Raw genomic sequence first — 24,620 nt, 5'->3', positions numbered from 1 at the left:
CCGTGCTTAAAATTTGAGATTGGTTTACCGTGGAATCGAGAGGGGGCTCTTCTATTTTACAAAGCAAAGAATGTTTAATTTTTTCGACGAGCACTTACTCTGGACTATGGATTATTTCAAATTTATTGGTATGGAGAACGCTTTCAATTTTCGCCATGATTTCAGTATGATTACCAGCCATCTCGTCGATTACCAATACCCCGAGTTCAATTGATGAAACATTAATTCCTAGTTGTTCAAGCTCTTGCCTAAGCACTTTGAGACATCGGCTGCAAACCATATTTTTAATATTTAATTTCATCACGTTGTTATTAATTTGTTGATTCTACAGCATGGTATTTTCCGATCCTTTTTTATTTTAAACGGCCATTTCTGATACTCTAAAGACCAAGGTCGAGCGTAATTTCTGATGTTCTGCGTTACTTACTATATTCGTTGTCACGAAAAAAATCTAACAGTTCTTTTTTTTTATCTGCTGATAATCTGGCGTTTCCGTGCATCATGCGGTAAGATTTTAAAGGCATTTCATCTTTTTCAATCTGGCTGATGATGCTTCTTATTTTTGCTTTTTTGCGTCTTTTTGAATAATTATTGAACTCATCAAAATTGAGTTCTTCTTTGCCTTTTTTAATATGCCGGGCCATGAACCACGCGCCCGGCTGTAATTCCGAATACCAGGGATAACGGGTATTATTTGAATGACAGTCATAGCAGGAAACTTTAAGGATTGCAGCCACGTTGGCGGGCACCTTTTCAGTTTTTTCAAAACTTTGACCTGGCGCAACGGTGGAGACATTACGCTCCACCGGTATGAACTGAATGACTAAAACAATAGCCACCACTAGCACCGCCAGCCAGCCTATCATATTCAATTTTCTCATATTACATTGTGCTCATATCGTGACCCGCCATGGGATCTGCCCCTTTCTTAAATATATATTCGCTGTTCAGAAGGTAGGCCCCGGAGACCACTACTTCGTCTCCCGCCTTAATTCCTGATGTGATTTCTATTCTGTCTTCATATTCGAGACCCGTTTCCACCATTCTGTTGACGAAGGTGTTCTTCGCGGTTTTCACCCACACCGTGGAAGATTTGCCATCCCTGATTACCGCATCCACAGGCATTGAAAGACCATCACGGGATTTGTTTTCCACAAGAACATATACCGGCATACCGGGTTTCAGCAGATTTCCTTGGTTGGGGACGGAAACGCGGACCAGATTTATCCTGCTTGAAGCGCTGATTTCCGGATTTGTAAAATCAATCTTCCCATTAATCTTCAAATTATCCAGATCGGGAATATATACGGTGACCTTGCTGTCTTTCTGAAGGAGAGCCATTTGGGACGAATACATCTGCGCCTCCGCCCAAAGTGATGAAAGATCTGCCAAATTTACGATGGTGCCACCTTCAGCAAGATAATCACCTTCCGCAATGCGCAGATCGGTGATGTAACCGGCTGCATTGCTGAACACGGTGGTGGTAGGTGTGGCTTTTCCTGATCTTTCCAGCTGTTTGATCTGGCCTTCGGACATTCCCCATAAATAAAGCTTGTTTCGGGAACTTTGGAGTAGCTGGTCAAAATCAATGGAAGTATTGCCGACGAACAGCTTGCGTCTTTCCAATGCCAGCAAATATTCCTGCTTTGCATTATTGAGTTCTTCACTGTAAATATCGACCAACGGCGCCCCCTTCGGAACAAAATCGCCAATGTTTTTATAATACAACCGTTCAACTCTGCCCATTACTCGGGAACTTACTGCCTGCATTTGGTACTGATTAAAATTGAGTGTTCCAGTCAGCGTAAGTTTGTCGGCCATAGACCCATCAGATAGTGCGACTGTTTCTATATTCCCCAGTTTTATCTGCTCATCATTCAGGATAATTTCATTTGGATCCGCATTCTTTTTCTTCTCCACCGGCACCAAATCCATGTGACAAATAGGACATTTTCCCGGTTTGTCAGATACCACCTGTGGATGCATGGAACAGGTGTAGTAGATATCGTGGCCGGCATGAGGATCTTCCTCCTTTTTACAGGAGTAAAGAAAAACCAGCAAGGCAAGCATTAAAATATTGAATTTCATCTTATCAATTTTTATCTGTTAATTTTTATGAAACTTTCGCTGTCCATCAGGTACTGTGCATTTTCGGCAACTCCATCTTCAGGAAGCAAACCACTGACGATCTGAATTTTATCGCCTACCACCGCGCCGGTAACAACTTTATGGGCAATAAAACCGCCTTCTACTTTTTTGAACGCGATTTTATCAATCCCTAAAGAAACCACCGCTGATTTCGGCAGCCAGTCTGCCATTCTGTTGTGGCTCATAATCTCCGCTTTAACCAGACTTCCGACAGGAATTTTTGCGGTGGAATTATCAAAATAGACGCGCGCCGTTACGGTTTTGCTGCCCTGCCTGAAAAACGGCTCAATAAAACCGATGGTTCCTTTGAAGCGGTTATCCGGATTGGCTTCCGGGATGATCATGACTGACTGTCCTTTGCTGACCAGTGCAATGTCTTCAGAAAAAATATTGATCTGGGCCCAGGTTCTGTTGGGATTGTAGACACTGAAAATATTCTGTCCTTTCTGGAGGTACATTCCCTCTTTTAGGGGTAGTTCAGCGGTGACTGCCGTATTTGAAGCCATTGCGGGTGCAGATTGTGGTGATGACCCCATGCTTCCGGCCGATCCTGCCTGCTGAATGTGTCCGCTGTAATTACTGAAAACCGGAACTGTGAGATCAGGTTTCCCTCGCTGGATGACTTTCTGAATCTGTGAAGCCGGCATTCCCAAAAGAAGGAGTTTCTGGCGTGAAGCATCAATCATTGTTTTGTTTGAGCGGTCATTTTTAATAGCGAAGAGCAGGTTTTGCTGTGCGGTTAAAAGTTCCGGGCTGTATATATCTAAAATACGCTGCCCTTTGGACACTTTCTGGTATTTATACCGCACATAGAGTTTCTCGATACGGCCCGCAACGCGTGAGGAAATACTGCCAATCTGTCGAGTATCGTATTCTACCGTCCCTAAAGCATCAACGGTGGTGGGAATATTTTCCTTTTTTAATTTTACGACCGGCAATTCCGAGATCACAAATTCATTGGTTGGTTTCAGCAGATCGTCGAGTTTAATCCCCTCTTCCTTTTTTTCAGGGGCATCTTTCAGGACCAAATCCATCCCACATTTGGGACACTGACCGGGTTTGTCTGAGATCACTTCCGGGTGCATCGGACAGGTATAAGTATGCATTGCAGCTTCTGCCGAGTGCTTATCTTCCCAGAACTTAACTTTGTCACACGCCGTCAAACCAAATAAAAGCATAGTGAATATTATAATTTTTCTCATCTTCTTTCAATTAAGCGGTCAATTTCAGTTTGCGTCTGCAGTGCTTTGGTCAGGATCTCGAAATATTCCAATTGGGTCATATTCAGCTGTTCCCAGGCATCGTACAACATGAAGAGTTCTTCCGTATTCTGCTCGTAGCCTAACTGCATGGATTTGTAGTTGTTTTTTAAGGCCGGAATAATGGTGTCTTCATAGAGTTTGAGCTGATTTTTATTCAGGTCCAGTTCGTTGCGCATACCGTAGGCCATTCCACTGTATTCGTTCACCATCATTTCTTTCTGTGCCTGCAAGGCCTCTTCTTTCAGTTTGAGACTTTCAATATTGGCTTTATTCATGCCTGAAGCCCAGGAAACAAACGGTAGCTTTGCCATCAGCATGAGTGAAAACTGCATGGGCTGGCCGCCAAAACCAAACATGTTTTCGAACTTTACGCCAAATTCCGGCTTTAAATTCTGCTTTTCCAGATCCTGTTTGAGTTTGGCAATATTGATTTCCCGGTCGATGCCGCGGAGATCACTTCTGTTCTGATAAAATAGATCCTGACCAAAAGTCTCGAGAGAATAATCATTCAGGTTGTATTCCGGTTCAATCTCCAGTGGCGCGAGCGGGTCTCTTCCCATGAGGGCATTCAACCGGATCCGGTTGACGCGGAGGTCATTCTCGTACATGAGCTGCATGTTTTTGGAGCTTCCGAGGGCGGCTTTGGCTTTGTAATATGCAGATATTTTGGAAAGCCCGTTTTTGTACCGGATCTCGGCGTTTCTGATCATGAAATCCAGCATCTTTTCGTTTTCCTTTACGACCTGCAGCTTTTTATCCAGGACGATTGAACTGTAATACAGTTTTTTCGCATCCTGAAAGTTTTCATTGAGGGCGGCATAGAGTTTTTCCTTTTCTACGGAAGACATCGCCTTCATCAGATTTTCGTTTGCATCAAGTTTCCTTGTGTTGGGAAACATCTGCTCCACAGAAACTGCTACTGAGCCCATACCGAGCATATCGCCGTCGCGTTGCCAGAGTTTTGGATTATAGGGTGTCATAAACAACCCGGCTCCAACGGTTGGGGGCATCCAGCTTCTTGCGCCTTTGGCCGCAGCGTCCATTGACCGGACTTCCGCATTATACATTTTAACCACAGGATTGTTGGCTGCAATACTGTCCATTACTGCCGTTAACGGCATCCGCTGAGCATAACTGGTGGTATAAAGCAAGGTAAGTACTCCTGTTATTATGAATTTTTTCATTTTGTAATAATTAGGGATTAATGGGAAGCGTCCAGGACGTCAATTTTCCCCAGTTTATTCAGCTCCCATTCTTTCTGCATGTAAAAGATAATGGGGGTTACCAACAGAATGTGAATTGCGGAAGTAAAAACGCCACCCACCATGGGTAATACGATTGGTTTCATCATATCACTTCCAACGCCGTGACTCCACAGGATGGGAACCAGTCCGAAAAGGGTAACACACACTGTCATAATTTTAGGTCTTAATCTTTTCGCTGCTCCATTGATGACATACTCCCGAAGTTCTTCATTGGTAATGGTCTCCCGTGAGTTGCCGTTCTTCGTGGTAAGTTGAATCATGGCATCGTTCAGGTAAATGACCATCACAATTCCCGTTTCTACCGCAAGTCCGAACAACGCAATAAAACCAACTGCTACGGCTACGGAAAGGTTCACCCCCCAAATCGAAATCATAAAGACACCCCCGATTAGGGCAAAAGGAATACTGATGAGATTAAAGAAAGCTTCACGGTAGGAATTGAATGCAAAGTACATGGAAATAAAGATCACGATTAATACGAGGGGCATAATCATTTTTAAAGTCTGCTCTCCGCGAATCAGGTTTTCGTACTGACCGCTCCATTCCACGAAATAACCTTTTGGCATTTTGTTCACCATGTTATTGAGTTTTTCCTGGGCTTCTTTTACGGTACTGCCTAAATCCCGGTCGCGTACGTTGAATAGAACAGATCCACGCAACATTGCATTTTCAGAATTGATCATTGGTGGTCCTTCTGTAAGACGAATGTCAGCCACTGCACTTAGCGGAATGGAACCAAATTCCATCGTCTGCATGGGCAGTCTTCTCAGAGATTCCACATTATTTCTGAAATCCTGGCCGTATCTGGCATTTACCGAAAAGCGCTGTCGGCCTTCCACGGTGGTGGTGAGTTTCATTCCGCCGAGCGCACTTTCCACGACGGCATTTACATCATCCACACTTAGGCCGTATCTTCCTATTTCTTCGCGTTTCACTTCAATATCCACATATTTTCCGCCGGTAATGGGTTCTACGTACATGTCTTTTATTCCTTCAATACCGGTGAGTTCCTTTTTTATTTTTTCGGAAAGGACCGCGATACTGTCCAGGTTCTGTCCGTACACTTTTACGCCCACATCCGTTCTAATCCCTGTTGAAAGCATATTGATCCGGTTGGAAATCGGCATGGTCCAGCCATTAGTTACGCCCGGAATCTGCAGTTTAGCATTCAATTCATTAATAAGATCGTCTTTTGTAAGGCCGTCGCGCCATTCGTCCTGAGGTTTCAACAGAATGATGGTTTCAATCATTGAAATGGGTGAATTATCTGTCGCCGTGTTTGCTCTTCCGGCTTTTCCGAGGACATGATCCACCTCCGGAACTCCTTTAATGATTTTATCCTGCACCTGCAGTAATCTTTTAGCTTCGGAGTTCGAAATATCAGGCAAAGTGACCGGCATAAAGAGCAAAGATCCTTCATCCAAAGGTGGCATAAACTCGCGTCCCAGATTCATAATTAAAGGGATGCTGACCAAAAGAGCAAGAATATTAATGCCAAGCGTTGTTTTTTTCCATTCCATGCACCAGCGAATGATGGGTTCGTACACCCGCTGCAAGCCACTGTTTATTGGGTTTTTATTATCGTCTTTAAACTTTCCCTTCATAAAAAAGGAGATAAGTACCGGCGCAAGGGTAAGTACCAAGATCGCATCAACGATCAGGATAAAAGTTTTGGTGTACGCTAACGGGTGAAAAAGTTTACCTTCCTGACCTGTCAACATAAATACGGGGAGAAAGGAAACCACGATAATCACCGTAGAAAAAAATACGCCTCTGGATACCTGTAAGGATGATTTTTCGATAATCTTCAACCGAATGTCTTCGGGAATTTTAACGTAACTGTCTTTCTCCTTATCTTTCTTTCTGAATATATTATTTAACCAGTTGGTTTTCATTGTTATGGGTTTTTATTTTGTTGATGGTTCTGCCAATCGGAGAGATTTTTATAGGCATTTTCGGACATGATAATTCCGTTATCAACGATCACCCCAATTGCCAGTGCAATTCCGGTAAGCGACATAATATTGGATGAAAGTCCAAACGCATTGAGCAGAATAAAGCTGATGGCAATGGTTACCGGAATCTGAATAATGATACTGAATGCACTTCGCCAGTGGAACAGGAACAGAATAACAATGATAGCGACCACGATGATCTCTTCGATCAGCTTGGTTTTGATATTGTCTATTGCCCCTTCAATAAGGGTACTGCGGTCGTACGATGTCTTGAAGGTGACACCTTCAGGGAGTCCTTTTTCAACGTCCTTCATTTTCTCTTTCACATCGTTGATGACCTTATCTGCATTTTCGCCATACCGTGCCACTACGATACCGCCCACGACTTCGCCTTCACCGTCTGCATCAAAAATACCCAGACGCAAATCACCACCCATCTGTACAGAACCAATGTCTTTAACCCGCACAGGAATTCCGTTGTAATTTCCCAAAGCAATTTCCTCGATATCGGCTACGTTCTTGATATAACCCAGGCCGCGAATGACATAGGCCATATCGGCCATCTCAAATTTACGTCCGCCCACATCATTATTGTTGGCTTTCACTTTGTTCATGACATCCATCAGAGAGACGTTATAGTACTGGAGTTTTACAGGATCTACAATGAGTTGGTACTGTTTTTCGAAGCCGCCAAAGGAGGCTACTTCCGCCACACCGGGAACCGTCTGCAGAGCAAATTTCACATACCAGTCCTGGAGGGCGCGCTGGTCTCCCAAATCCATTTTAGGTGCATCGAAATGGTACCAGAAGACGTGACCAACGCCGGTACCATCCGGTCCGAGCGTAGGCGTTACGTCTTGCGGGAGTAGGCGTTGGGCATAGTTGAGCCGTTCCAGCACCCGGGTTCTGGCCCAGTAAATGTCCACGTTATCTTCGAAAATAACATACACGAAGCTCATCCCAAACATGGAAGAGGCGCGGATGTTCTTAATTTTCGGAATTCCCTGAAGGTTGCTTACCAGAGGGAAAGTCACCTGATCTTCAATAATCTGGGGACTTCTGCCCATCCACTCCGTAAAAACGATGACCTGGTTCTCACTCAGATCCGGAATGGCATCGATGGGATTGTCCCTTACCGCAAAAATACCCCAGATAAAAAGGCCGATTGCTATCAGCAACACGAAATACCTGTTGCGGAGGGACAGTTTGATTAAATTTTGAATCATGGTTCTGTACGATTTTACTTAATTTCTTCCTGAACCTCGCCACATGACTGCATTTCTTTGCCGTAATAAGGATTCTTCACCTCACGTGAATCGCTAAGCCAAAAAGCGCCTTTGTTATCGTTATACATTGGACAAAATACTTTGTACACCGGTTTTGGAGTTCCGAAATCTTTCAGCAGATCGTAAAAATCGGCACTCATTAAATCCAGATGTTCCCGCTGATGATCAATATTCCCAGCGTTATCTGCAATGTGCTCGGCGTGTTCACTGATGCTTGATTCCAAATCCGCAAATTCTTTCTTCTGTTCAGCGGAAAAACCGATTTTGTCTATTTTGGGAAAGGACGCCAAGATTCCTTTTGCTGCACTTACCGCTTCCTTATCATCATCACCGGACAACGCGAATGTAAGGTGGGTGTAATGAGAATAAAGCTCCGTAAGGTCAGCGGAAGTTTTTTTTGCGTCGGTAACGGTTACCTTAGCATCCATTGCCATACCGCCAATCGCTGAACTGTCGGACATTGTACTCATGTCATGCTGCATGGTTGTACCAGTGGTTATTTTCTGTTCTTTGTTTTCCTTACAAGAAGTGAATGCAAAAGTGCCGATTGCCAAAAGGCTGAATAGTATTGTTTTCATTATTTTATCAGTTAAAGGTTATTGATTATTTTTTAAAAAAGGCTTCGTAGTTTGCTTTATTTTCGAAGTACACGACATTATCATTTTTATCAGAGATCGCAATAATTGCGGTTGCTTTATCGATGAGTTTATGAGATATGGGATCGTATGCCATGCGGGCATTTTCTTCCTGTGGGATTCTGAGTTTGCAGTTTTCACAGCAACCGTAGTAGGTTTTGCCGTCATGCTTTACTTCGAGCTGCTTTTTGCCCATGTAGGCGTTGTTTACCATACAGACCTGGTCGTGGGGGACAATATCGCCGGTCTTGAACTGTGCATTGGTAATTTGGGTAGTTTCTGCTTTTGAATTGGTGCAGGAAACGAGGAACACTGCTACAGAAGCCAGTATTCCTAAAAGAATATTCTTCATTAAATTATCGTTAAAGGTTAATATTGAGCCTCCGTCTTGAGAGACTGTGTACGAAAATCCTGATCTTCAAGTTGTTCTTTAAAGAACATTCTTTTTAAAAGATTACTTAAACGAGAAGTGGAAGTTCGAAGGGACATTCAGCACCGCAAAATAATCTGCGGAAAGTGTCATGAACACTTCACGACCAGACACAATTCGGGCTGTAAAAGAAGATCTTAAACTATTTTGGGCGGTTCCCAAATGGTATGGAATGCACCGGAGTAATGGGGATTCTGATAAAAGAAATTAGAATTTTTGTCATCATAACCGGACGCTTCGTTATTACAATCCTCTAAAAATTTGCTATCTGCTAGAATGGTATACTGAGCAGTGCTGCAAAGGTTACCGCTGCAATTTCCTGAGCATCCATCGGTTTGACAATTATGTGATTTTGGGTGACAGCATTCTTCTTTGCAATCGCCGCTGTCGCAAGACGGCTGTATCTGTGCGAATGACTGTTTTATGAAAGTTTGCCAACTGGTCGCGGTTTTAATAACCTGCTTCTCCTTTTTACTGCAAGCCTGAGAAATCTCTGGCGCCAGAAATAACGCGAGTGTAAGGGAAAGAAACAGTATTTTAAAATTTCCGACCATTGTAAGTAAACAGCACAAAGATAGGCAATTATTTTAAAATCTGTAAACTACTTCCTTAAAAAAGTTAGGGTTTACAACATATTAAACTTTGCCATAGCATTTATTTTTGTTTGATCTGCAATATCAATATAGGGCTTCATCGCAGCATAATCACTGTGACCAGTCCACTTCATCACGACCTGCGGTGGAATTCCTAAAGCCAAAGCGCTGCAGATAAAAGTTCGTCTGCCCGCGTGAGAACTCATAAGTGCGTATTTTGGGGAAACTTCATCAAATTTTTCATTACCCTTATAGTAGGTTTCGCGAATAGGTTCATCAATTTCCGCCATTTCCATTAGTTCCCGTAAATATTCATTCATTTTTTGATTGCTAATCACTGGCAAAGCTTTAGATTTTTCATACACTTCATCTTTATATTTTTCAAGTATGGCTCTGCTGTGGTCATTAAGTTCAATAATCAAACTATCAGAAGTTTTTACCGTTATTATTTCGATGAAATTATCTTTAATGTCGCTTCGTTTTTAATTTTTCTACGTCCGAATATCTCAAACCGGTAATACATTGGAACATAAAAACATCTCTCACCCTTTCTAAATATTTTTTCTCTTTTGGAATGTCAAAATTCTTCAATTGACTTAGCTCGGGTTGAGTAAGAAAAATTATCTTTTTCTGAATAGTTTGCAGGCAAAACAGGCGAGATATTTAGAAGCGATGAAAAAAGGAGCAGATGTTTTAGACTTTTCGGATATCAGTACACAGGAACTGAAAACTTCGATCATCACCAATCCCGAAACAAGAGCGAAAATTGAAATTGAAATGCTGAAAAAAAATTAGAAAGTGAGAAGAATAAATTTCTTGCAGACAGTGCTTTTGTTTTAAGAAAATACGAAGATTTCACAAAGGTACAGTCCGGAGTTCATAAGGCGGAAAAGGCCTATGACCGTATTTTAGGATATTCAAAAAGTAGCGAAGACGTAAACTCGAATTATTGGCAATCCCAATTAGCATCATACCAAAAAAGTATAGATTTAGCCAAAGCGGCAGTCCATAATACAATTTTAAAATTATCTGAGAAAGGCGTGAATGTGACGGAGATAGAAAAGCAATCTCAAGCAACCGCAGAGAATATATCCAAAATAGATAGGAAATTGGAAGCATTGCCCTTTACAGAAGGTTTTAATTGACCAATATGAAGAAGAAAAAAAAGTGCGAATGAAATTAAATAAGGATGTAGATTATGTGAAAGAGAGAAAGATTTAAAATGAAATCCTTTTTCAGACAAGTGTTTCTATTGACAGCAAAAATTTTTGAAAACAAATAGACAATGATCGAGCAAAAAACAATTACCTAAAAACCGAACATGATTTTAGAACTTCGGCTCGAAGGTAATTGTCATAGTTTAGACCCAAAAACTTTTAAAAGAAAAAAATCAGGAACGTTAGTCCCTGATTTAGTCCCTAATAATCGTAAAGTACTGATTAACAGTAGTTGTTTGTAGACCCACTACACACAAACCCGGTTAAATTTCCTTATAAAGGAATTCCGGTCCGGGATCCAATTCAAGTGTTAATGATACTCCAATATCCATTCGCACCTTCTCCGAAGGAGTATTTCTAAAACTCTCATGATATATCCGAATCAGTTTCAATTCCTCTTCAAGTACCACACTTTTACTTAGAGCTCCATTGATTACTTTGTAAAATGCCGCTTGCAATCCCTGTAAATTTACTTGTCTCACGAACATCATTTTAATTGGATTGATCTCTTCTACTGTTACATTCATAACACTTTTCATGCATTTATTTCACTTGAAGATACAGGTTTCTTTCTATTAGCAGCGTGCAGCCTGGTACATTCAGTGTCAATTATCTCTTCCCTCACCTAAGGAAGAAGTATGAATAAGATAAATATTTTAAAGTCCTAACGCACAACATAAACTCTCATCTAAGAAAAAGGCACCTACATAAGTAAGTGCCTTTAATATATTGATTTAGAACTCAATTTCCTGTTCGGGATGAATATGCGTATAATCCGCTGTCATCTCTTTTTCGTAATCAACTTTATCATGTTTTGAATATCTATATTCCAGTTTTACTACAATATAGTATACAACAGGAACAATAATCAAAGTCAAGAAAAGGGAGGAAATAAGTCCACCAATGATGACAATTGCAAGTCCATTATTCATTTCGGCTGCAGCACCAGACGCCAATGCTATTGGTAGCATTCCAAACACCATCGCAATGGTAGTCATCAAGATCGGCCTTAAACGTGCATGATTGGCTTGCACAAGGGCATCCTCAATGGATTCCCCATGGTCCATCCTATGGTTGGCAAAATCCACAAGTAAAATTGCGTTCTTTGCTACCAGTCCAATGAGCATAATAATACCTAATATTGTGAAAATATTCAAACTCTGGTTTGTGAGCGCCAAGGCCCAAAGGGCACCAATGAACGATAACGGTATGGAGAATAGAACAATAAATGGTTTTACAAAGTCGTTATAAAGCACAACCATAATCATATAGACAAGCATTATAGCAGCCATCAATGCTACTCCAAGGGTTCCAAATCCCTCACTCTGGTTTTCCATATTACCACCCCAGACCCAATTTACACCAGCAGGCTTTTTCACCTCATCCATCTTGGCTTCCCATTCACCGGCAACAGCACCTGTTGTTTTGCCCACGACCTGAGCCTGTACTGTAACTGAAGGACTTCTATTGTACCGCTCTAAAAGCGCCGGGCCAGAGCCAAATGTTATATCTGCAAATTGGGATAATTGAATTTTTTGACCGTCTGCATTCAGGAAATTAATATTACGAACATCGTCTATGCTGGTTCTGTTGGCCTCGTCGAGGATAATATTTATATCGTACTCATTGCTTCCTGTACGAAACTTATTATCCGTATTACCACTGAAAGCAGTACGCAAAGTCTGTCCTACGCTGGCCACATTGAGTCCCAAAGAAGTCATTTTATCACGGTCAACACTTACGGAAATTTCCGGATTACCTTCCTCTACACTCAATTTAATTTCCGATGCTCCGTCAATAGTTTGAAGTTGTGCTTGGGCCTGTTTGGCGTAGTTCATCGCATCATCAAAGGTGTTGCCGGTAACTGTCATCTGGAGAGGAGCCATTTCTGCACCCATAAACCCTACAGGTACAGTAGTTACTTTAGCTCCAACGAGCTCCTTTTCAAGTTCACGCTTAAGCTTTGCAGCATACACCTTGGTGTCGTCCTGCCTTTCGCTTTTATCCACGAGCTCCACATTGATCTCTGATTTGTAGTTGGTGGACTGCATTGCCCCCATACCTCCACTAACTTGGCCGACCGAAGTAATCATCTGAACAATTTCCGGCTTTTTCTCTAGAAATTTTTCAGCCCTCTGGGTCATAAAATTAGTTTCTTCAATGGACTTGTCTTTAGGAAGCTCAAGCTGTACCAAAAATTCACCCTTGTCTGTACCTGGGAAGAAGTCCGACCCTATATAGCCAAAAACTAAAAGTAAAATTGAGGAAACAAAAAGAAGTAAAGTTATTCCAAACGTCTTAAGCTTGTGGTGCAAACTCCATTTCAAAATACCTTCTATTTTTTTTGTAAACCAAGTCAGACCCTGTTCAAACTTTTCTATTATTTTACCAAACCAGGACTTATTACTGATAAGCTCCAGTTTCCCATAGCGTGAGAACAACCAAGGTACGACCGTAAAGGAAACGACCAAGGAAAGCATCGTGGCTATTACTACTGTTACACAAAATTGCTTGATAATATCTGAAACCATACCTGAACTTAGAGCAATCGGTAGAAATACCACCACTATTACCAGAGTAATCGCAGTAACAGTGAAGCCAATCTCTTTTGATCCATCGTACGCAGCACGAACTTTGTTTTTTCCCATTTCCATGTGACGGTGGATATTTTCTATAACCACGATTGCGTCATCTACAAGTATACCAACTACTAATGAAAGCCCCAGTAAACTCATTAAATTCAAACTATATCCAAGTAGGTACAAACCAATAAATGTGGCAATAAGGGAAGTTGGAATAGCTACCATTACTATAAGAGCATTCCTAAAACTGTGCAAAAAGAAAAGCATCACAAAGGCCACGAGAGCCACAGCAATCAGTAAGTCTTTTATTACTGCATTTGCAGCCTCCAAAGTAAATACGGAAGTATCACTGGCAAGATCAAGTTGTACGTTTTGGTCCTTGTACTGCGCTTGAATTTCCTGCATCTTCACTTGCACGAGTTCACTAACTTCCACCGCATTAGCTTCGGTCTGTTTCACAACCTGTAGCATTATCGTATTTTGTTGGTCGATTCGGGCAATCTTATCTACCTGCTTTTGTGTATCCTGTACTTCGGCCACATCCGTTAGGCGTATATTCTGTCCGTTTTTTGAATAAATGGTAAGATTTCGCAATTCATCCACCGACCCTAGTTTACCAGCCAGTCGTATAAGCGTGGTATTCTCTCTAGTTTTAAGATTTCCCGTCGGAAAATCCAGATTTGACATTGCTATCATCTGCTGAACCTGCGGTATGGTAAGTCCGTAACCTTCCAGTTTTTCTAAATTCAGGTTGATGCGGATTTCTCTCTCCTGTCCACCGATGATATTCACCTGTGCTACCCCTGGAATACGGGAAAGTTCGGGCTGAAGCCTCTGGTCAATCAAGTCATAGAGTTCGTTTTCCGTAAGGTTTGCTGTAACTCCCATGTTCATAATAGGCATGTCAGATAAGGAAAACTGAGAAAGTGAGGGCTCGTCTATATCTTCCGGTAGATCTGATCGGATGGCGTTAATTTTTCTCTGCGCCTCATTAAGGGCATAGTCTACATCCGCATCACTACGAAACTCTATGATCACTACCGAAAGACTTTCGTAGGACTTAGACTGGATCTTTTTAACCCCTTCCAAGGAGGAAACGGCATCCTCAATTTTTCGAGACACCGTGTTTTCCACCTCGGCAGGCGAAGCGCCGGGATATACTGTAGCTACCGTTACTACCTTAACTTCGAACTTAGGGATAAGTTCGTAACTCAGTTGCGAGTAACTGAATAGACCCCCAATAATCATTAGGGCAAGCATAACAATTACAAGACTGGGTCTTTTTATCGATACTTCTGCTAATTTCATTTTATAGTGTTTTCCGCAAAGGTTATTTCAAAACCTTCACTTTGGTTTTATCTGTTAAATTGATTTGTCCACTAACCACCACCTGATCAGAAGCTTTTAGTCCACTTACAACTTCTACCTTCTCTCCATAGTTAATGCCACTCTGTATCTTGGTGAGATATGCTATGCCATTCTTTACCACAAACACCAAATTATCACTAACACTACCCACAAAAGCAGTACGTGGTATGGTAAGTACTTTTGCATCCGAGGCTCTAGTAAATACCGCACTTCCGTACATTCCGGCTTTTAGCTTGTTAAAGCTATTTGGTACTGTAATCTCTACAGGAAACTTTAAAGCACCAGAAGCACTCGGTGCTATAAAAGTGATACGACCATCCAATGCTCCTTCAATAACGTCCGGTTGCACTTTTACCGTATTTCCAAGCCCTAGCTGCGTAACAATAGATTGGTCAACATCTACTTTTAGCTTTACTGAAGATATATCAACCACTTCAACAATTGGCGTACCTGCGCCCACGACACTACCTACTTCCACAAATTTCTGGTTAACAATACCACTCACTTTAGAGATGACGTTGGTATCGCCTGAAGTAAGTTGTGCAGATTGAAGCTGTGCACGGGCATTTTTTACTTGTAGGCGCGCCTGATCCAACTGCAGCGCAGTCACCCCTCCTGTCTTGTAGGCCTGCTCATATCTGTTTAGTGCCATCTGTGCATTGTCCAGGTTAGCTCGAGCACTAGAAATATTGACATCAATCTTATCACCAGCAAGACGCCCTATACTTTGTCCTGCACGCACGTAGCTCCCCTCTTTTACATACAAAGCAATGAGTTGTCCACCCATTTCTGCAGAAATCTGAGCCTGGCGGTTAGGCAAAAATGTTCCGTTGACCTTTATTTCGCCACTCATATCCTCGGCAAGAACGGGAGCTGTCCTAACAGCCACGTCCGAGTTCTTTTCTGCAACAACTGCTACTTTTTCTTCGTTGTTTTTCTTATTGTTTTGTAGAATTAGGAAAAACACTATACCTATCCCGAGTACGGATAAAAGTGTAATAAGTGTATTTTTTTTCATTGTATTATTAGTTATTTAAGAGTTGTAAGTTTACCCTGAGATTTCAGGAGGTTAATTTCAGCGAGTTTATAGTCTAGTTTAGCTTTCGTCAGATTGTTTTTAGCTTCGGTTAAATCCCTCTCTGCATCCAGAATATCGTTCAGCGTAGCCAAGCCGTGTTGGTAATTACTACGTGTATTGGAAAGCACATTTTCTGCAAGTTCAACATTCTCACTCTGCATGGAAATCATTGTACGGTTATTATCCAACTGGGTTATTGCATTCTTAAATTCAAGATCAAGTCCAAGTTTGGTATCCTTAAGGTCTGCCTGCGCTTTCTCAATTTCAATCTTATTAAGTTCTATTCGGCTCTTAGTTGCAAATCCGTTAAATATGGGAACATTGATATTAAGACCTATCGAAGCCATGTCGGACCAAAAAACACCATTTTTTTGTCCGTTCCACCAGGGCATTTTCTCTCCTTGCCCTAGAAATCCATAATTTGCAGAAAGGGCCACCGTTGGATAATATTCCGCCTCCGTAGCTTTTTTCTGCCATTCGAGTAGCTCTAACTGCTTCTCGGCAAGACGAAGTTCCGTGCGTCCCGAAAAATCTTCCTGCCCACTATGCAAAACAGCCGGTTCAAAACTTTGCTCCGGAAGTTCTATTTCTGCAGACATAGGCATCCCTATTATAAACTTCAAGGCATTTTCCGACAGGGCCACTGCATTGGAAGTTTGCTGCACTGCTGAGCTCAGATTATTTTGTGCTACCACCACCCGGTCGTAATCAATTTTGCGCGCCAGTCCGGCATCGTACAGTCCTTTGATAATGCGTACTGTTTGCTGGGTAATTGCAAAGTTGCTCTCCGCATTATCAAGCATTTGTTCTGCTTGGTAGACTTGAAAATACGCATTAGCGACCTTTTCGATGATTTGCTCTTCAGTTAGTTCGGCGTTAATGAGATAAAACTCCTTAGTGGATTGTGCGGCTTTCAAGCCGGTGAAAACAGACTGGTTGAACAGTACCTGGGTAAGTTGCACCATATTACTGGATGTCCATTTTTGTCCAAAGGAAACTTTTATTTGCTCCCCCGGGACTCCAAAGATTTCACCAGGAAGCACCGTCTGCTGTAGCAGAGGGTTGTACGAAGTACTGCTGTTGAAGCTGATGTTTGGGTAGGCGCTAGCTTTTACTTCCGCAATTTGCGCATCACCACGCCGTATATTTAGACGTGCCTTCTCTGCTTCAGCCTTATGTTCAAGTGCGTGGGCAATTGCCTCTGGCAGGGTCAATATGGTTTCCTGCTGCGCATGAGCATATCCCGACATTAGCACAAGACTTATAATCAATTTTTTCATTGGTCTGTTATATTATACTTTTTAGATATTGCTTTCCTTTTTCGGTGGTTATGGCCTGTAAATAGAACTCCATTACCCCATTTTGATACTCTAACCTCTCAATCTCACTCACATCTACAAAAGTGGAACTATCGTACGACATGATCAGTTGAAAAAAGAACTTCGAATAGATTCTCTCATCAAAGTCATCACGATAAAAACCTTGCTTGCGACCTCTCTGGATGTTATGAATGAGCACGTCTGAGAATTTCTCAAAAAAGTTCTGCATATGCGTGCTGAAAATAGAAGGATAGTAGCGTAGAAGCTGCTTTATAAGCACCGTATTAGTTGAATCCACCGCTTTATCTATTACCTCATCCCTACAAAGCATGCGGTCGATCGCATTATCGATCTCTAGATCTAATTGTTGCATCTTATCAATTATTTCCTGCAGTTTCAGATGGAGAACATCCTCCAAAAGGGCTTCTTTGTTGCGGTATCTTTGGTATAAAGTTTTCTTGGAGATGCCAAATTCTCTTGCCACCTCATCCATTGTAAGTGTCTTGGCTCCAAACTCCAAGAACAACTCCGCTACACGGGTTAAAAATTCAGTCTTAAATTCCATTCATTAGTATTTCGATGCAAAGAAAAACAAATGAAACTAAAAAACCAAACTAGTTTCCTGGTTTTTACAGAAATAAAAAAAATCCCTATCATTGACAGGGACTATTAATTAGTTTATGAAGAATTCTATACTGCTATTTTCTCCAATGACTTGCAGTAAATCGCGCGTAATATGTACGCCCACTTGCGAAGCTTTGAGCTCCACGTCTTTCTCTAGCGTCGCGGACTTTAGGTGAATGTGCAATTTGTTTTCACCCGGATACTGAAAAATCCTTTCTTTTAGCGACAGGATTTGAGACTCCTTAACTACATCGGCATCCACCACCACGCAAAGCTTGCGAGCAAATTTTTCAAAAGCTTCCTTCAAATCGCAAACTTCAGTGATATTGACAAACACCCGGCCAGATTTAGCTATGGAAAACTTTATTTTTATTATTACAAATCTTTGTAAATCAATCTTATCCCTTAAGCGAAGATAGTCTCTGTCGCCTAAACGAAAAGAATAACTTGCAGAATAATCTTCTAACGTCAAGAATGCCTCCTTCTCCCCACTGATTCTTCCATCTCGCACAGTAAATTCTGTAATTAAACCTGCCACTGCATACTCCTTTGCACTGGAATTAAATTTCTGTTTCTCTCGATAGTCCTGAATTTGTTCAAACAACTGAATTTGTTCCGGCCCGTAGTTCTGGTCTCTGAAAAGATCAATTTCGTCCAGATGCAAAAACTGCATAGGGCCACGGGGTTGCACTGTATTAAAGGGATTCTCCACGGTAAATTCATCTTCCTGACCAACCTCTGGTACCATTACCTCCATCTCCGAGTCTACTAAACCTTCATCCAAAGATGATTCTGGCAATACCAATTCGCTCTGTTCGGATTTATCGGAAAGCACTTTTGCCCTGGAATAGTTACCACTTAAAAAATCAAACTCATACCTGAATTCATCTAATGGGTGGGCAGAGATATAAAACCCTATAGTTTCCTTTTCCTTGTTAAGCGCATGCATATTCTGCCAATGAGGCGCACTGTTAATTTTAGGCTGTTCAATTTGCACTTCTTCTGCAAAATCCGCAAATAGCGAATGTTCCATTTCATTCTTACTCTCCTGGAAACTTTGTCCATAGCGTATTAACCGTTCGATTGTCGTTCTACCACTGATATCCTGTTCAAAATACTGTGCACGGTGAAACGCATCCACCTCATCGAAGGCGCCTGCCATAACCAAACTTTCCACCACCCGTTTGTTTACAAATCCTGCAGGCACCCTTTCAAAAAAATCGTAAACGCTAGTAAAGGGACCTTCACTAGCAGTACGAACGATAGCCTCACTGGCTCCTTCACCTATTCCCTTTATAGCACCCAACCCAAAGCGTATCTGTCCTGCGGAATTTACGGCGAATTCATAATGACTTTCATTGACGTTAGGGCCTAAAACATCTACTCCCATGTTTTTACAGTCTTCCATAAACATAGTGATCTGCTTGGTGTTATTCAGGTTGTGCGTCATTGCACTTGCCATGTATTCTGCTGGGTAGTTTGCCTTTAGATATGCAGTATGGTACGCAATTAGAGCATAACAGGTGGAATGGGACTTATTGAAAGCGTAGGCAGCGAATGCCTCCCAGTCTTTCCATATCTTATTAAGTTTCTCAGGATCTAAATTATTAGCCTTTCCTCCTTCCAAGAATTTTGGATACATGGTGTCGAGAACGTCTTTAAGTTTTTTCCCCATGGCCTTACGTAAAGTATCGGCCTCACCCTTAGTAAAATTGGCAAGTTTTTGCGAAAGCAGCATTACCTGTTCCTGGTATACGGTGATACCGTATGTTTCAGCCAGATACTCCTCGGTTTCAGGCAAATCATAAATAATTTCCTCTACTCCGTGCTTTCGGTTAATAAAGTTTGGGATATACTTAATTGGACCCGGACGGTACAAGGCATTCATTGCAATCAAATCAGCGAATACAGACGGTTTAAGTTCACGCATATATTTTTGCATCCCTGGACTTTCGTACTGGAATATACCTACCGTTCTTCCTTCTTGGAAAAGCTTGTACGTCTTCTCATCGTCAAGGGGAATTTTGTCGGGATCAATCACAATACCGTGATTGGCCTTAACTAGTTTGATAGCGTCCTTGATGATGGTAAGGGTTCTTAGACCCAAAAAGTCCATTTTAAGCAGTCCAGCATTTTCTGCAACAGAGTTATCAAACTGCGAGACAATGATATCGGCATCTTTGGAAGCAATGGTCACAGGTACTAAATTACTGATGTCTTCGGGAGTAATAATGACACCACATGCATGAATACCCGTGTTTCGAATAGCCCCTTCCATCTTTTGTGCTGCGCTTAGCACTGCATGACGCTGATCCTGCTCATTATCGAGAATGCTCTTCATCTCGGTAACCAGACTTTGGTCCTCTGGAGCAAGTTTATCAAACTTAGAAAGTGCCTTTCCAATATTCATCCCGGGTGTGGCGGGCACCAGCTTGGCTATAGCATTGGTCTCAGGTATGGAGACATCCAGAACGCGACCTGCATCTTTGATAGCAGACTTACCACCAAGCACCGAATAGGTGATGATTTGTGCGACGTTCTTTTTTCCGTATTTTTCTACTACCCACTTAATGACCTCATCCCTGCCTTCATCATCAAAATCAATATCAATATCGGGCATGGAAACCCGCTCAGGATTCAAAAAACGCTCAAAAAGCAGATCGTATTTAATGGGATCCACATTGGTGATCCCTGTACAGTAAGCCACAGCAGAGCCGGCAGCCGAACCCCTTCCAGGTCCCACCCAAACGCCCATTTCTCGTGCCTGATTACAGAAATCCTGTACAATCAGAAAATAACCTGGATAACCCGTCTTAGCGATGACTTGCAATTCAAAATCCAGCCGTTCTCTGATTTCAGGAGTAATCGCTCCGTATTTTGCTTCAGCACCTTTATACGTCAAATGTCGAAGGTAGGCATTCTCTCCCCGCTTTCCATCATCTTGTAAATCCTGGGGGTCCTGAAACTCTTGTGGGATGTCGAACTGTGGCAAAAGCACATTACGCTCCAATGTGTAAGGCTCAAATTTATCAAAGAATTCCTGGTACGCTTCAAAAGCTTGAGGATACTGCTGGAAGCTAACGGAGATTTCCTCTCGATTTTTAAGGTAGTACTCAGTACTTGGCAGCTGTCGACGCTTACCAAAGCCTCTTCCGACAGGAGCAGAAAGTTTCTCGCCGTCTTTTATACACAAGAGAATGTCTTGAATATGGGAATCCTCTTTGCTGCGGTAAAAAGTTTCGTTCTGCGCTAAGATTTTTACGCCGTATTTATTTGCCCATGCGATCAGTACACCATTGATATAAGCCTCTTCTTTCAACCCGTGGTTTTGTACCTGCACATAAAAATCCGCCCCAAAATGCTTCTGCCACCATACAAACAACTGCTCGGCCTTTTGTTCCCCATATTCCAATAAGGTATGCGGAATGTCACATGCAATCCCCCCCGACAGTGCAATTAATCCTTCCTTGTGTTCTAGAAGCATTTGCTTAGAAATCCTAGGTACACCAAAGTAAAAACCTTCCAAATAACCTAAACTGGAAAGTTTGGCTAAATTCTTATATCCTGCGAAACTTTTTGCTAGTAGGACGGCATTGGTTCTTCGGTCCGGGTCGTCTTTTGTAAACTGTTTTTGCTCGGGCCGTTCCGACAGATAGAATTCACATCCCAGAACTCCGACCAAAGGGTGTGGTCTTCCATGCAAATCTCCGTTAGAGCTTTGTGCTTTGTTGAATTTAGCAACTTCCGATAGAAATTTAAACGCACCCATCAGATTTCCAAGATCCACCATTCCTACCGCAGGAAATTGGTTCTCTTGGGCATGCTTTATAAGATCCTGTATATGAGATGAAGCCTGCAGAGCTGAATAAATGCTGTGGTTATGAAATGGGAAATAGCTCCCTAAGTCAATCTGTGCATTTTGAGTATGTATCGTGCGTTCGCCACCTAGTTTACGGACTTGATTGCGAATCTTGACCGGGAAAGGCATTATAGGATCGGGATGCACCCGAATAAAATTCTGCAGGTCCTGTGCATTCCAAAAGACCTCTTCTGCATGTACTGCACCCACTCGCAGAAGCTCAAAAAAGACCTGTGCGGTAGCATTTACATCCGCTGCTGCATTGTGCGCCTCTGAAAAACCTTTTCCAAATAATCTATGATACAGCTCTTCGAGTTTGGGACTTTTGAATTTCCCTGGACGTCCTGAAGGCAATGCACAGTATTGGGTTCCCAGCTCCATGGTATCGGCGATCGGTAGGTCTTCAAAAGGATCCCTCTGACCAGTCCGAAGAAACTCAGCTCCAAGTATATTGTAGTCAAATCGCAAATTATGCCCTACCCCCACTTTGGTAGCTTCTAGCACCCTTTTCAACTCCTCAAGCACGTGCGCTAGAGGAACACCGTGTTGCTGCGCCATTTGGGTTGTGATACCATGTATTGCTGCCGCTTGGTAGGGAATATCAAAGCCTTCTGGTGTTATAATATAATCTTTATAGTCCAGGAGGGAACCGTCCTGCCCGTGGAGTTGCCAGGCAATTTGTACCAAACGTGGCCAATTGTCCAGATCACTTACAGGAGCGCTGTTATTCTTTGGTAACCCTGTGGTTTCGGTATCAAAAACTAAGAACATTAAGTAGAAAATTTTTGTAAAAATAAAGCTAAAATACAGGAAATAAAACTACACCTATTGGAAGTAAATACTTAATGCTGCTGCAAGTACCCAACGTATAGGGTCTTGTTTAGTAATTTAGGTTTAATTATTATATTTACCAAGCATGAAAACACTCAAAGACCCTAATACTAAAAAGCAGATTGCATTAAAGGCATTCAATGATATGATGCTTGCAAAAGCAATGGCAGATATTTACGAAGACAACCGTTCTATCTGCAAATATGTACACAGTACTTCCCGAGGACACGAAGCCATACAGCTTGCAACAGCCTACCACTTGGGTCCTGAAGACTGGGTATCACCGTATTACCGGGACGAGAGCTTGATGCTTGGACTTGGATTCACACCCGAGGAATTGATGCTGCAGCTACTTGCTAAAGCGGATGATCCTTTCTCAATGGGAAGGTCTTACTATTCGCACCCTTCCAACAAGTCTTCTGACCGCGTACAGATCATCCACCAAAGTTCCGCCACCGGAATGCAGGCAATACCCACTACCGGAGTAGCCCAAGGGATAAAGTATATCGAGCGCTTTGGGTTGAAAAAATATACATTGCCACCCGTTGTGGTTTGTTCCATGGGAGACAACTCCGTTACTGAAGGCGAAGTATCGGAGGCCTTTCAGTTCGCAGCGCTCCATGAGCTTCCGATTCTATTCCTGGTTCAGGACAATGGCTGGGGAATATCAGTAACAAAAGAAGAGGCGCGAACGGCAGATGCCTATGAATTCGTGGAAGGATTTATCGGACTCAACAGAATGCGCATTGACGGTACGAATTTTATTGAATCCTATGAAAAAATGGGTGAGGCTATAGCCTATGTCCGTTCCGAGCGCAAGCCTATAGTTGTATGCGCAAAGACCGTTCTTATAGGCCATCACACTTCAGGCGTACGGAGAGAATTCTACAGGGAAGAAAGTGAGTTGGACCTACATAGAGCAAAGGACCCAGGAAAAATACTGCGTGAGGAACTACTGCACTATACCGATGCTGCAACATTGGAAAGTATCGTAGAGCAAACCCGAGGTCTAGTGGAGCACTCCTTCAAAAATGCACAGGCAGCTGCAGAGCCCGACCCCTCCACTGTCTCTTTGCATGTATTTGCTCCCACGCCAATTACAGAGGAATCAGGAGAAAGATCGCCCGAGGGTGTTAAAGAGAAGATTGTAATGGTGGATGCGGCGGTCCATGCTTTGCAAGAAATCATGTATAAGCATCCCGAGGCACTACTCTATGGCCAAGACGTGGGCGCAAGAATCGGCGGAGTATTTAGGGAAACCGTGACTTTAGGTCAGAAATTTGGACCCGAGAGGGTTTTTAACACGGCGATTCAGGAAGCCTACATCATTGGTTCCACGACCGGGATGAGTGCAGTTGGCCTTAAACCTATCGTAGAAGTCCAATTCGCGGACTACCTATATCCAGCAATCAATCAACTAATAACAGAAATATCCAAATCTTGCTATCTTTCGGGGGGTAAATTCCCAGTATCCACACTCATCCGTGTTCCCACCGGTGCGTACGGTGGTGGGGGACCCTACCATAGTGGAAGTGTAGAAAGCCTCTTATGCCACATAAAAGGTATTAAAGTTGTGTATCCGAGTAATGCAGCCGATTTCAAAGGTCTATTAAAAGCTGCCTACTACGATCCAAATCCTGTAGTGGTACTGGAGCATAAAGGTCTTTACTGGTCAAAAGTTGCCGGGACCGAAGATGCCAAACGCGTTGAGCCCTCACAGGATTATATCTTGCCGCTAGGGAAAGCCTTAAAGGTACTAGAGGCCAATCCTGAACAAATAGCTTTAGGTCGAACGTTGACCATAGTGACCTACGGCATGGGTATATATTGGGCAAAGCAAGCAGCAGAAGACTTTCCAGGACGGATAGAAATTATCGATCTACGCACCCTGGTTCCACTGGATGAAGAATTAGTCTTTCAGAGCGTGAAACTCCATAGTCGATGCATCGTCTTAAGTGAGGAATCAATTACTAATTCGTTTGCTCAGGCGCTTGCACATCGTATTACTTACAATTGCTTTACCAGTTTGGATGCGCCGGTGGAGGCAATTGGCGCATTAGATCTCCCGGCAGTTCCTATAAACCTTGCATTAGAGAAAGAAATGCTACCAAATGCCGATAAACTTCGCCAGCGCATTCAAGCCCTTTTGCAAGAATAGCTTCAAAGAG

General features: G+C 42.5%; 17 protein-coding genes and 1 pseudogene. 3 read left to right on the top strand and 15 right to left on the bottom strand.

Annotated elements, in window-relative coordinates; all coding sequences use genetic code 11:
* Window positions 1-70: 70 nt before the first annotated feature.
* Window positions 71-214: a hypothetical protein gene (locus tag IC612_RS02530; protein ID WP_194738602.1), complete on the top strand. Its 144-nt coding sequence runs from the start codon at window positions 71-73 to the stop codon at window positions 212-214.
* 205 nt (window positions 215-419) lie between these two features.
* Here the strand turns inward: IC612_RS02530 and IC612_RS02525 are convergent, their stop codons facing one another.
* The 9 genes and pseudogenes from IC612_RS02525 to IC612_RS02485 form a co-directional block, all read right to left on the bottom strand.
* Window positions 420-866 (bottom strand): heme-binding domain-containing protein, encoded by a 447-nt coding sequence (locus tag IC612_RS02525; protein ID WP_228512836.1) that lies wholly within the window; start codon window positions 864-866, stop codon window positions 420-422.
* Between the two features lie 16 nt (window positions 867-882).
* Window positions 883-2,088: an efflux RND transporter periplasmic adaptor subunit gene (locus IC612_RS02520; RefSeq protein ID WP_194738600.1), complete on the bottom strand. Its 1,206-nt coding sequence runs from the start codon at window positions 2,086-2,088 to the stop codon at window positions 883-885.
* 11 nt (window positions 2,089-2,099) lie between these two features.
* Window positions 2,100-3,350, bottom strand: a complete 1,251-nt coding sequence (locus IC612_RS02515) for an efflux RND transporter periplasmic adaptor subunit (RefSeq protein ID WP_228512835.1) — start codon at window positions 3,348-3,350, stop codon at window positions 2,100-2,102.
* Complete coding sequence (locus tag IC612_RS02510; protein ID WP_194738599.1) at window positions 3,347-4,594, bottom strand: TolC family protein; 1,248 nt, start codon at window positions 4,592-4,594, stop codon at window positions 3,347-3,349. Before IC612_RS02510 ends, IC612_RS02515 begins: the two co-directional genes overlap by 4 nt.
* Window positions 4,595-4,611: 17 nt before the next feature.
* Complete coding sequence (locus IC612_RS10060) at window positions 4,612-6,570, bottom strand: efflux RND transporter permease subunit (protein ID WP_194738598.1); 1,959 nt, start codon at window positions 6,568-6,570, stop codon at window positions 4,612-4,614.
* Between the two features lie 2 nt (window positions 6,571-6,572).
* Window positions 6,573-7,856 carry an efflux RND transporter permease subunit gene (locus tag IC612_RS10055; protein WP_194738597.1) on the bottom strand — a complete coding sequence of 428 codons (1,284 nt, stop codon included), beginning with the start codon at window positions 7,854-7,856 and terminating at the stop codon, window positions 6,573-6,575.
* Between the two features lie 14 nt (window positions 7,857-7,870).
* Window positions 7,871-8,494 carry a DUF3347 domain-containing protein gene (locus IC612_RS02495; RefSeq protein WP_194738596.1) on the bottom strand — a complete coding sequence of 208 codons (624 nt, stop codon included), beginning with the start codon at window positions 8,492-8,494 and terminating at the stop codon, window positions 7,871-7,873.
* A 25-nt stretch (window positions 8,495-8,519) separates the two neighbouring features.
* The gene (locus tag IC612_RS02490; RefSeq protein ID WP_194738595.1) at window positions 8,520-8,903 is read right to left on the bottom strand and encodes a hypothetical protein; all 384 of its coding nucleotides are present in this window, start codon (window positions 8,901-8,903) and stop codon (window positions 8,520-8,522) included.
* A gap of 703 nt (window positions 8,904-9,606) precedes the next feature.
* A pseudogene (locus IC612_RS02485) lies at window positions 9,607-10,219 on the bottom strand (site-specific integrase); the annotation flags it as partial.
* Between IC612_RS02485 and IC612_RS02480 the strand changes: the two are divergent.
* Window positions 10,181-10,369, top strand: a complete 189-nt coding sequence (locus IC612_RS02480; protein WP_194738594.1) for a hypothetical protein — start codon at window positions 10,181-10,183, stop codon at window positions 10,367-10,369. The pseudogene IC612_RS02485 and the gene IC612_RS02480 overlap by 39 nt on opposite strands.
* A 685-nt stretch (window positions 10,370-11,054) precedes the next feature.
* Here the strand turns inward: IC612_RS02480 and IC612_RS02475 are convergent.
* The 6 genes from IC612_RS02475 to dnaE form a co-directional block, all read right to left on the bottom strand.
* Window positions 11,055-11,318, bottom strand: a complete 264-nt coding sequence (locus tag IC612_RS02475) for a hypothetical protein (protein WP_194738593.1) — start codon at window positions 11,316-11,318, stop codon at window positions 11,055-11,057.
* Window positions 11,319-11,525: 207 nt separating this feature from the next.
* Window positions 11,526-14,681: an efflux RND transporter permease subunit gene (locus tag IC612_RS02470; RefSeq protein WP_194738592.1), complete on the bottom strand. Its 3,156-nt coding sequence runs from the start codon at window positions 14,679-14,681 to the stop codon at window positions 11,526-11,528.
* 22 nt (window positions 14,682-14,703) lie between these two features.
* Window positions 14,704-15,759 (bottom strand): efflux RND transporter periplasmic adaptor subunit, encoded by a 1,056-nt coding sequence (locus IC612_RS02465; protein ID WP_194738591.1) that lies wholly within the window; start codon window positions 15,757-15,759, stop codon window positions 14,704-14,706.
* A gap of 11 nt (window positions 15,760-15,770) precedes the next feature.
* Window positions 15,771-17,099 carry a TolC family protein gene (locus tag IC612_RS02460; RefSeq protein WP_194738590.1) on the bottom strand — a complete coding sequence of 443 codons (1,329 nt, stop codon included), beginning with the start codon at window positions 17,097-17,099 and terminating at the stop codon, window positions 15,771-15,773.
* A 7-nt stretch (window positions 17,100-17,106) separates the two neighbouring features.
* Complete coding sequence (locus IC612_RS02455) at window positions 17,107-17,703, bottom strand: TetR/AcrR family transcriptional regulator (protein ID WP_194738589.1); 597 nt, start codon at window positions 17,701-17,703, stop codon at window positions 17,107-17,109.
* A 108-nt stretch (window positions 17,704-17,811) separates the two neighbouring features.
* A complete protein-coding gene (dnaE, locus tag IC612_RS02450) occupies window positions 17,812-22,392 on the bottom strand; it encodes a DNA polymerase III subunit alpha (protein WP_194738588.1) in 4,581 nt (1,526 codons plus the stop codon).
* Window positions 22,393-22,537: 145 nt separating this feature from the next.
* Between dnaE and IC612_RS02445 the strand changes: the two genes are divergently transcribed.
* Window positions 22,538-24,610, top strand: a complete 2,073-nt coding sequence (locus tag IC612_RS02445; protein ID WP_194738587.1) for an alpha-ketoacid dehydrogenase subunit alpha/beta — start codon at window positions 22,538-22,540, stop codon at window positions 24,608-24,610.
* Window positions 24,611-24,620 lie beyond the last annotated feature (10 nt).

Origin of the sequence: Planobacterium oryzisoli, from assembly GCF_015354315.1 — a bacterium.
GTDB classification, from domain to species: Bacteria; Bacteroidota; Bacteroidia; order Flavobacteriales; family Weeksellaceae; genus Planobacterium_A; species Planobacterium_A oryzisoli.
This window is presented reverse-complemented; position numbering and strand designations above follow the sequence as displayed.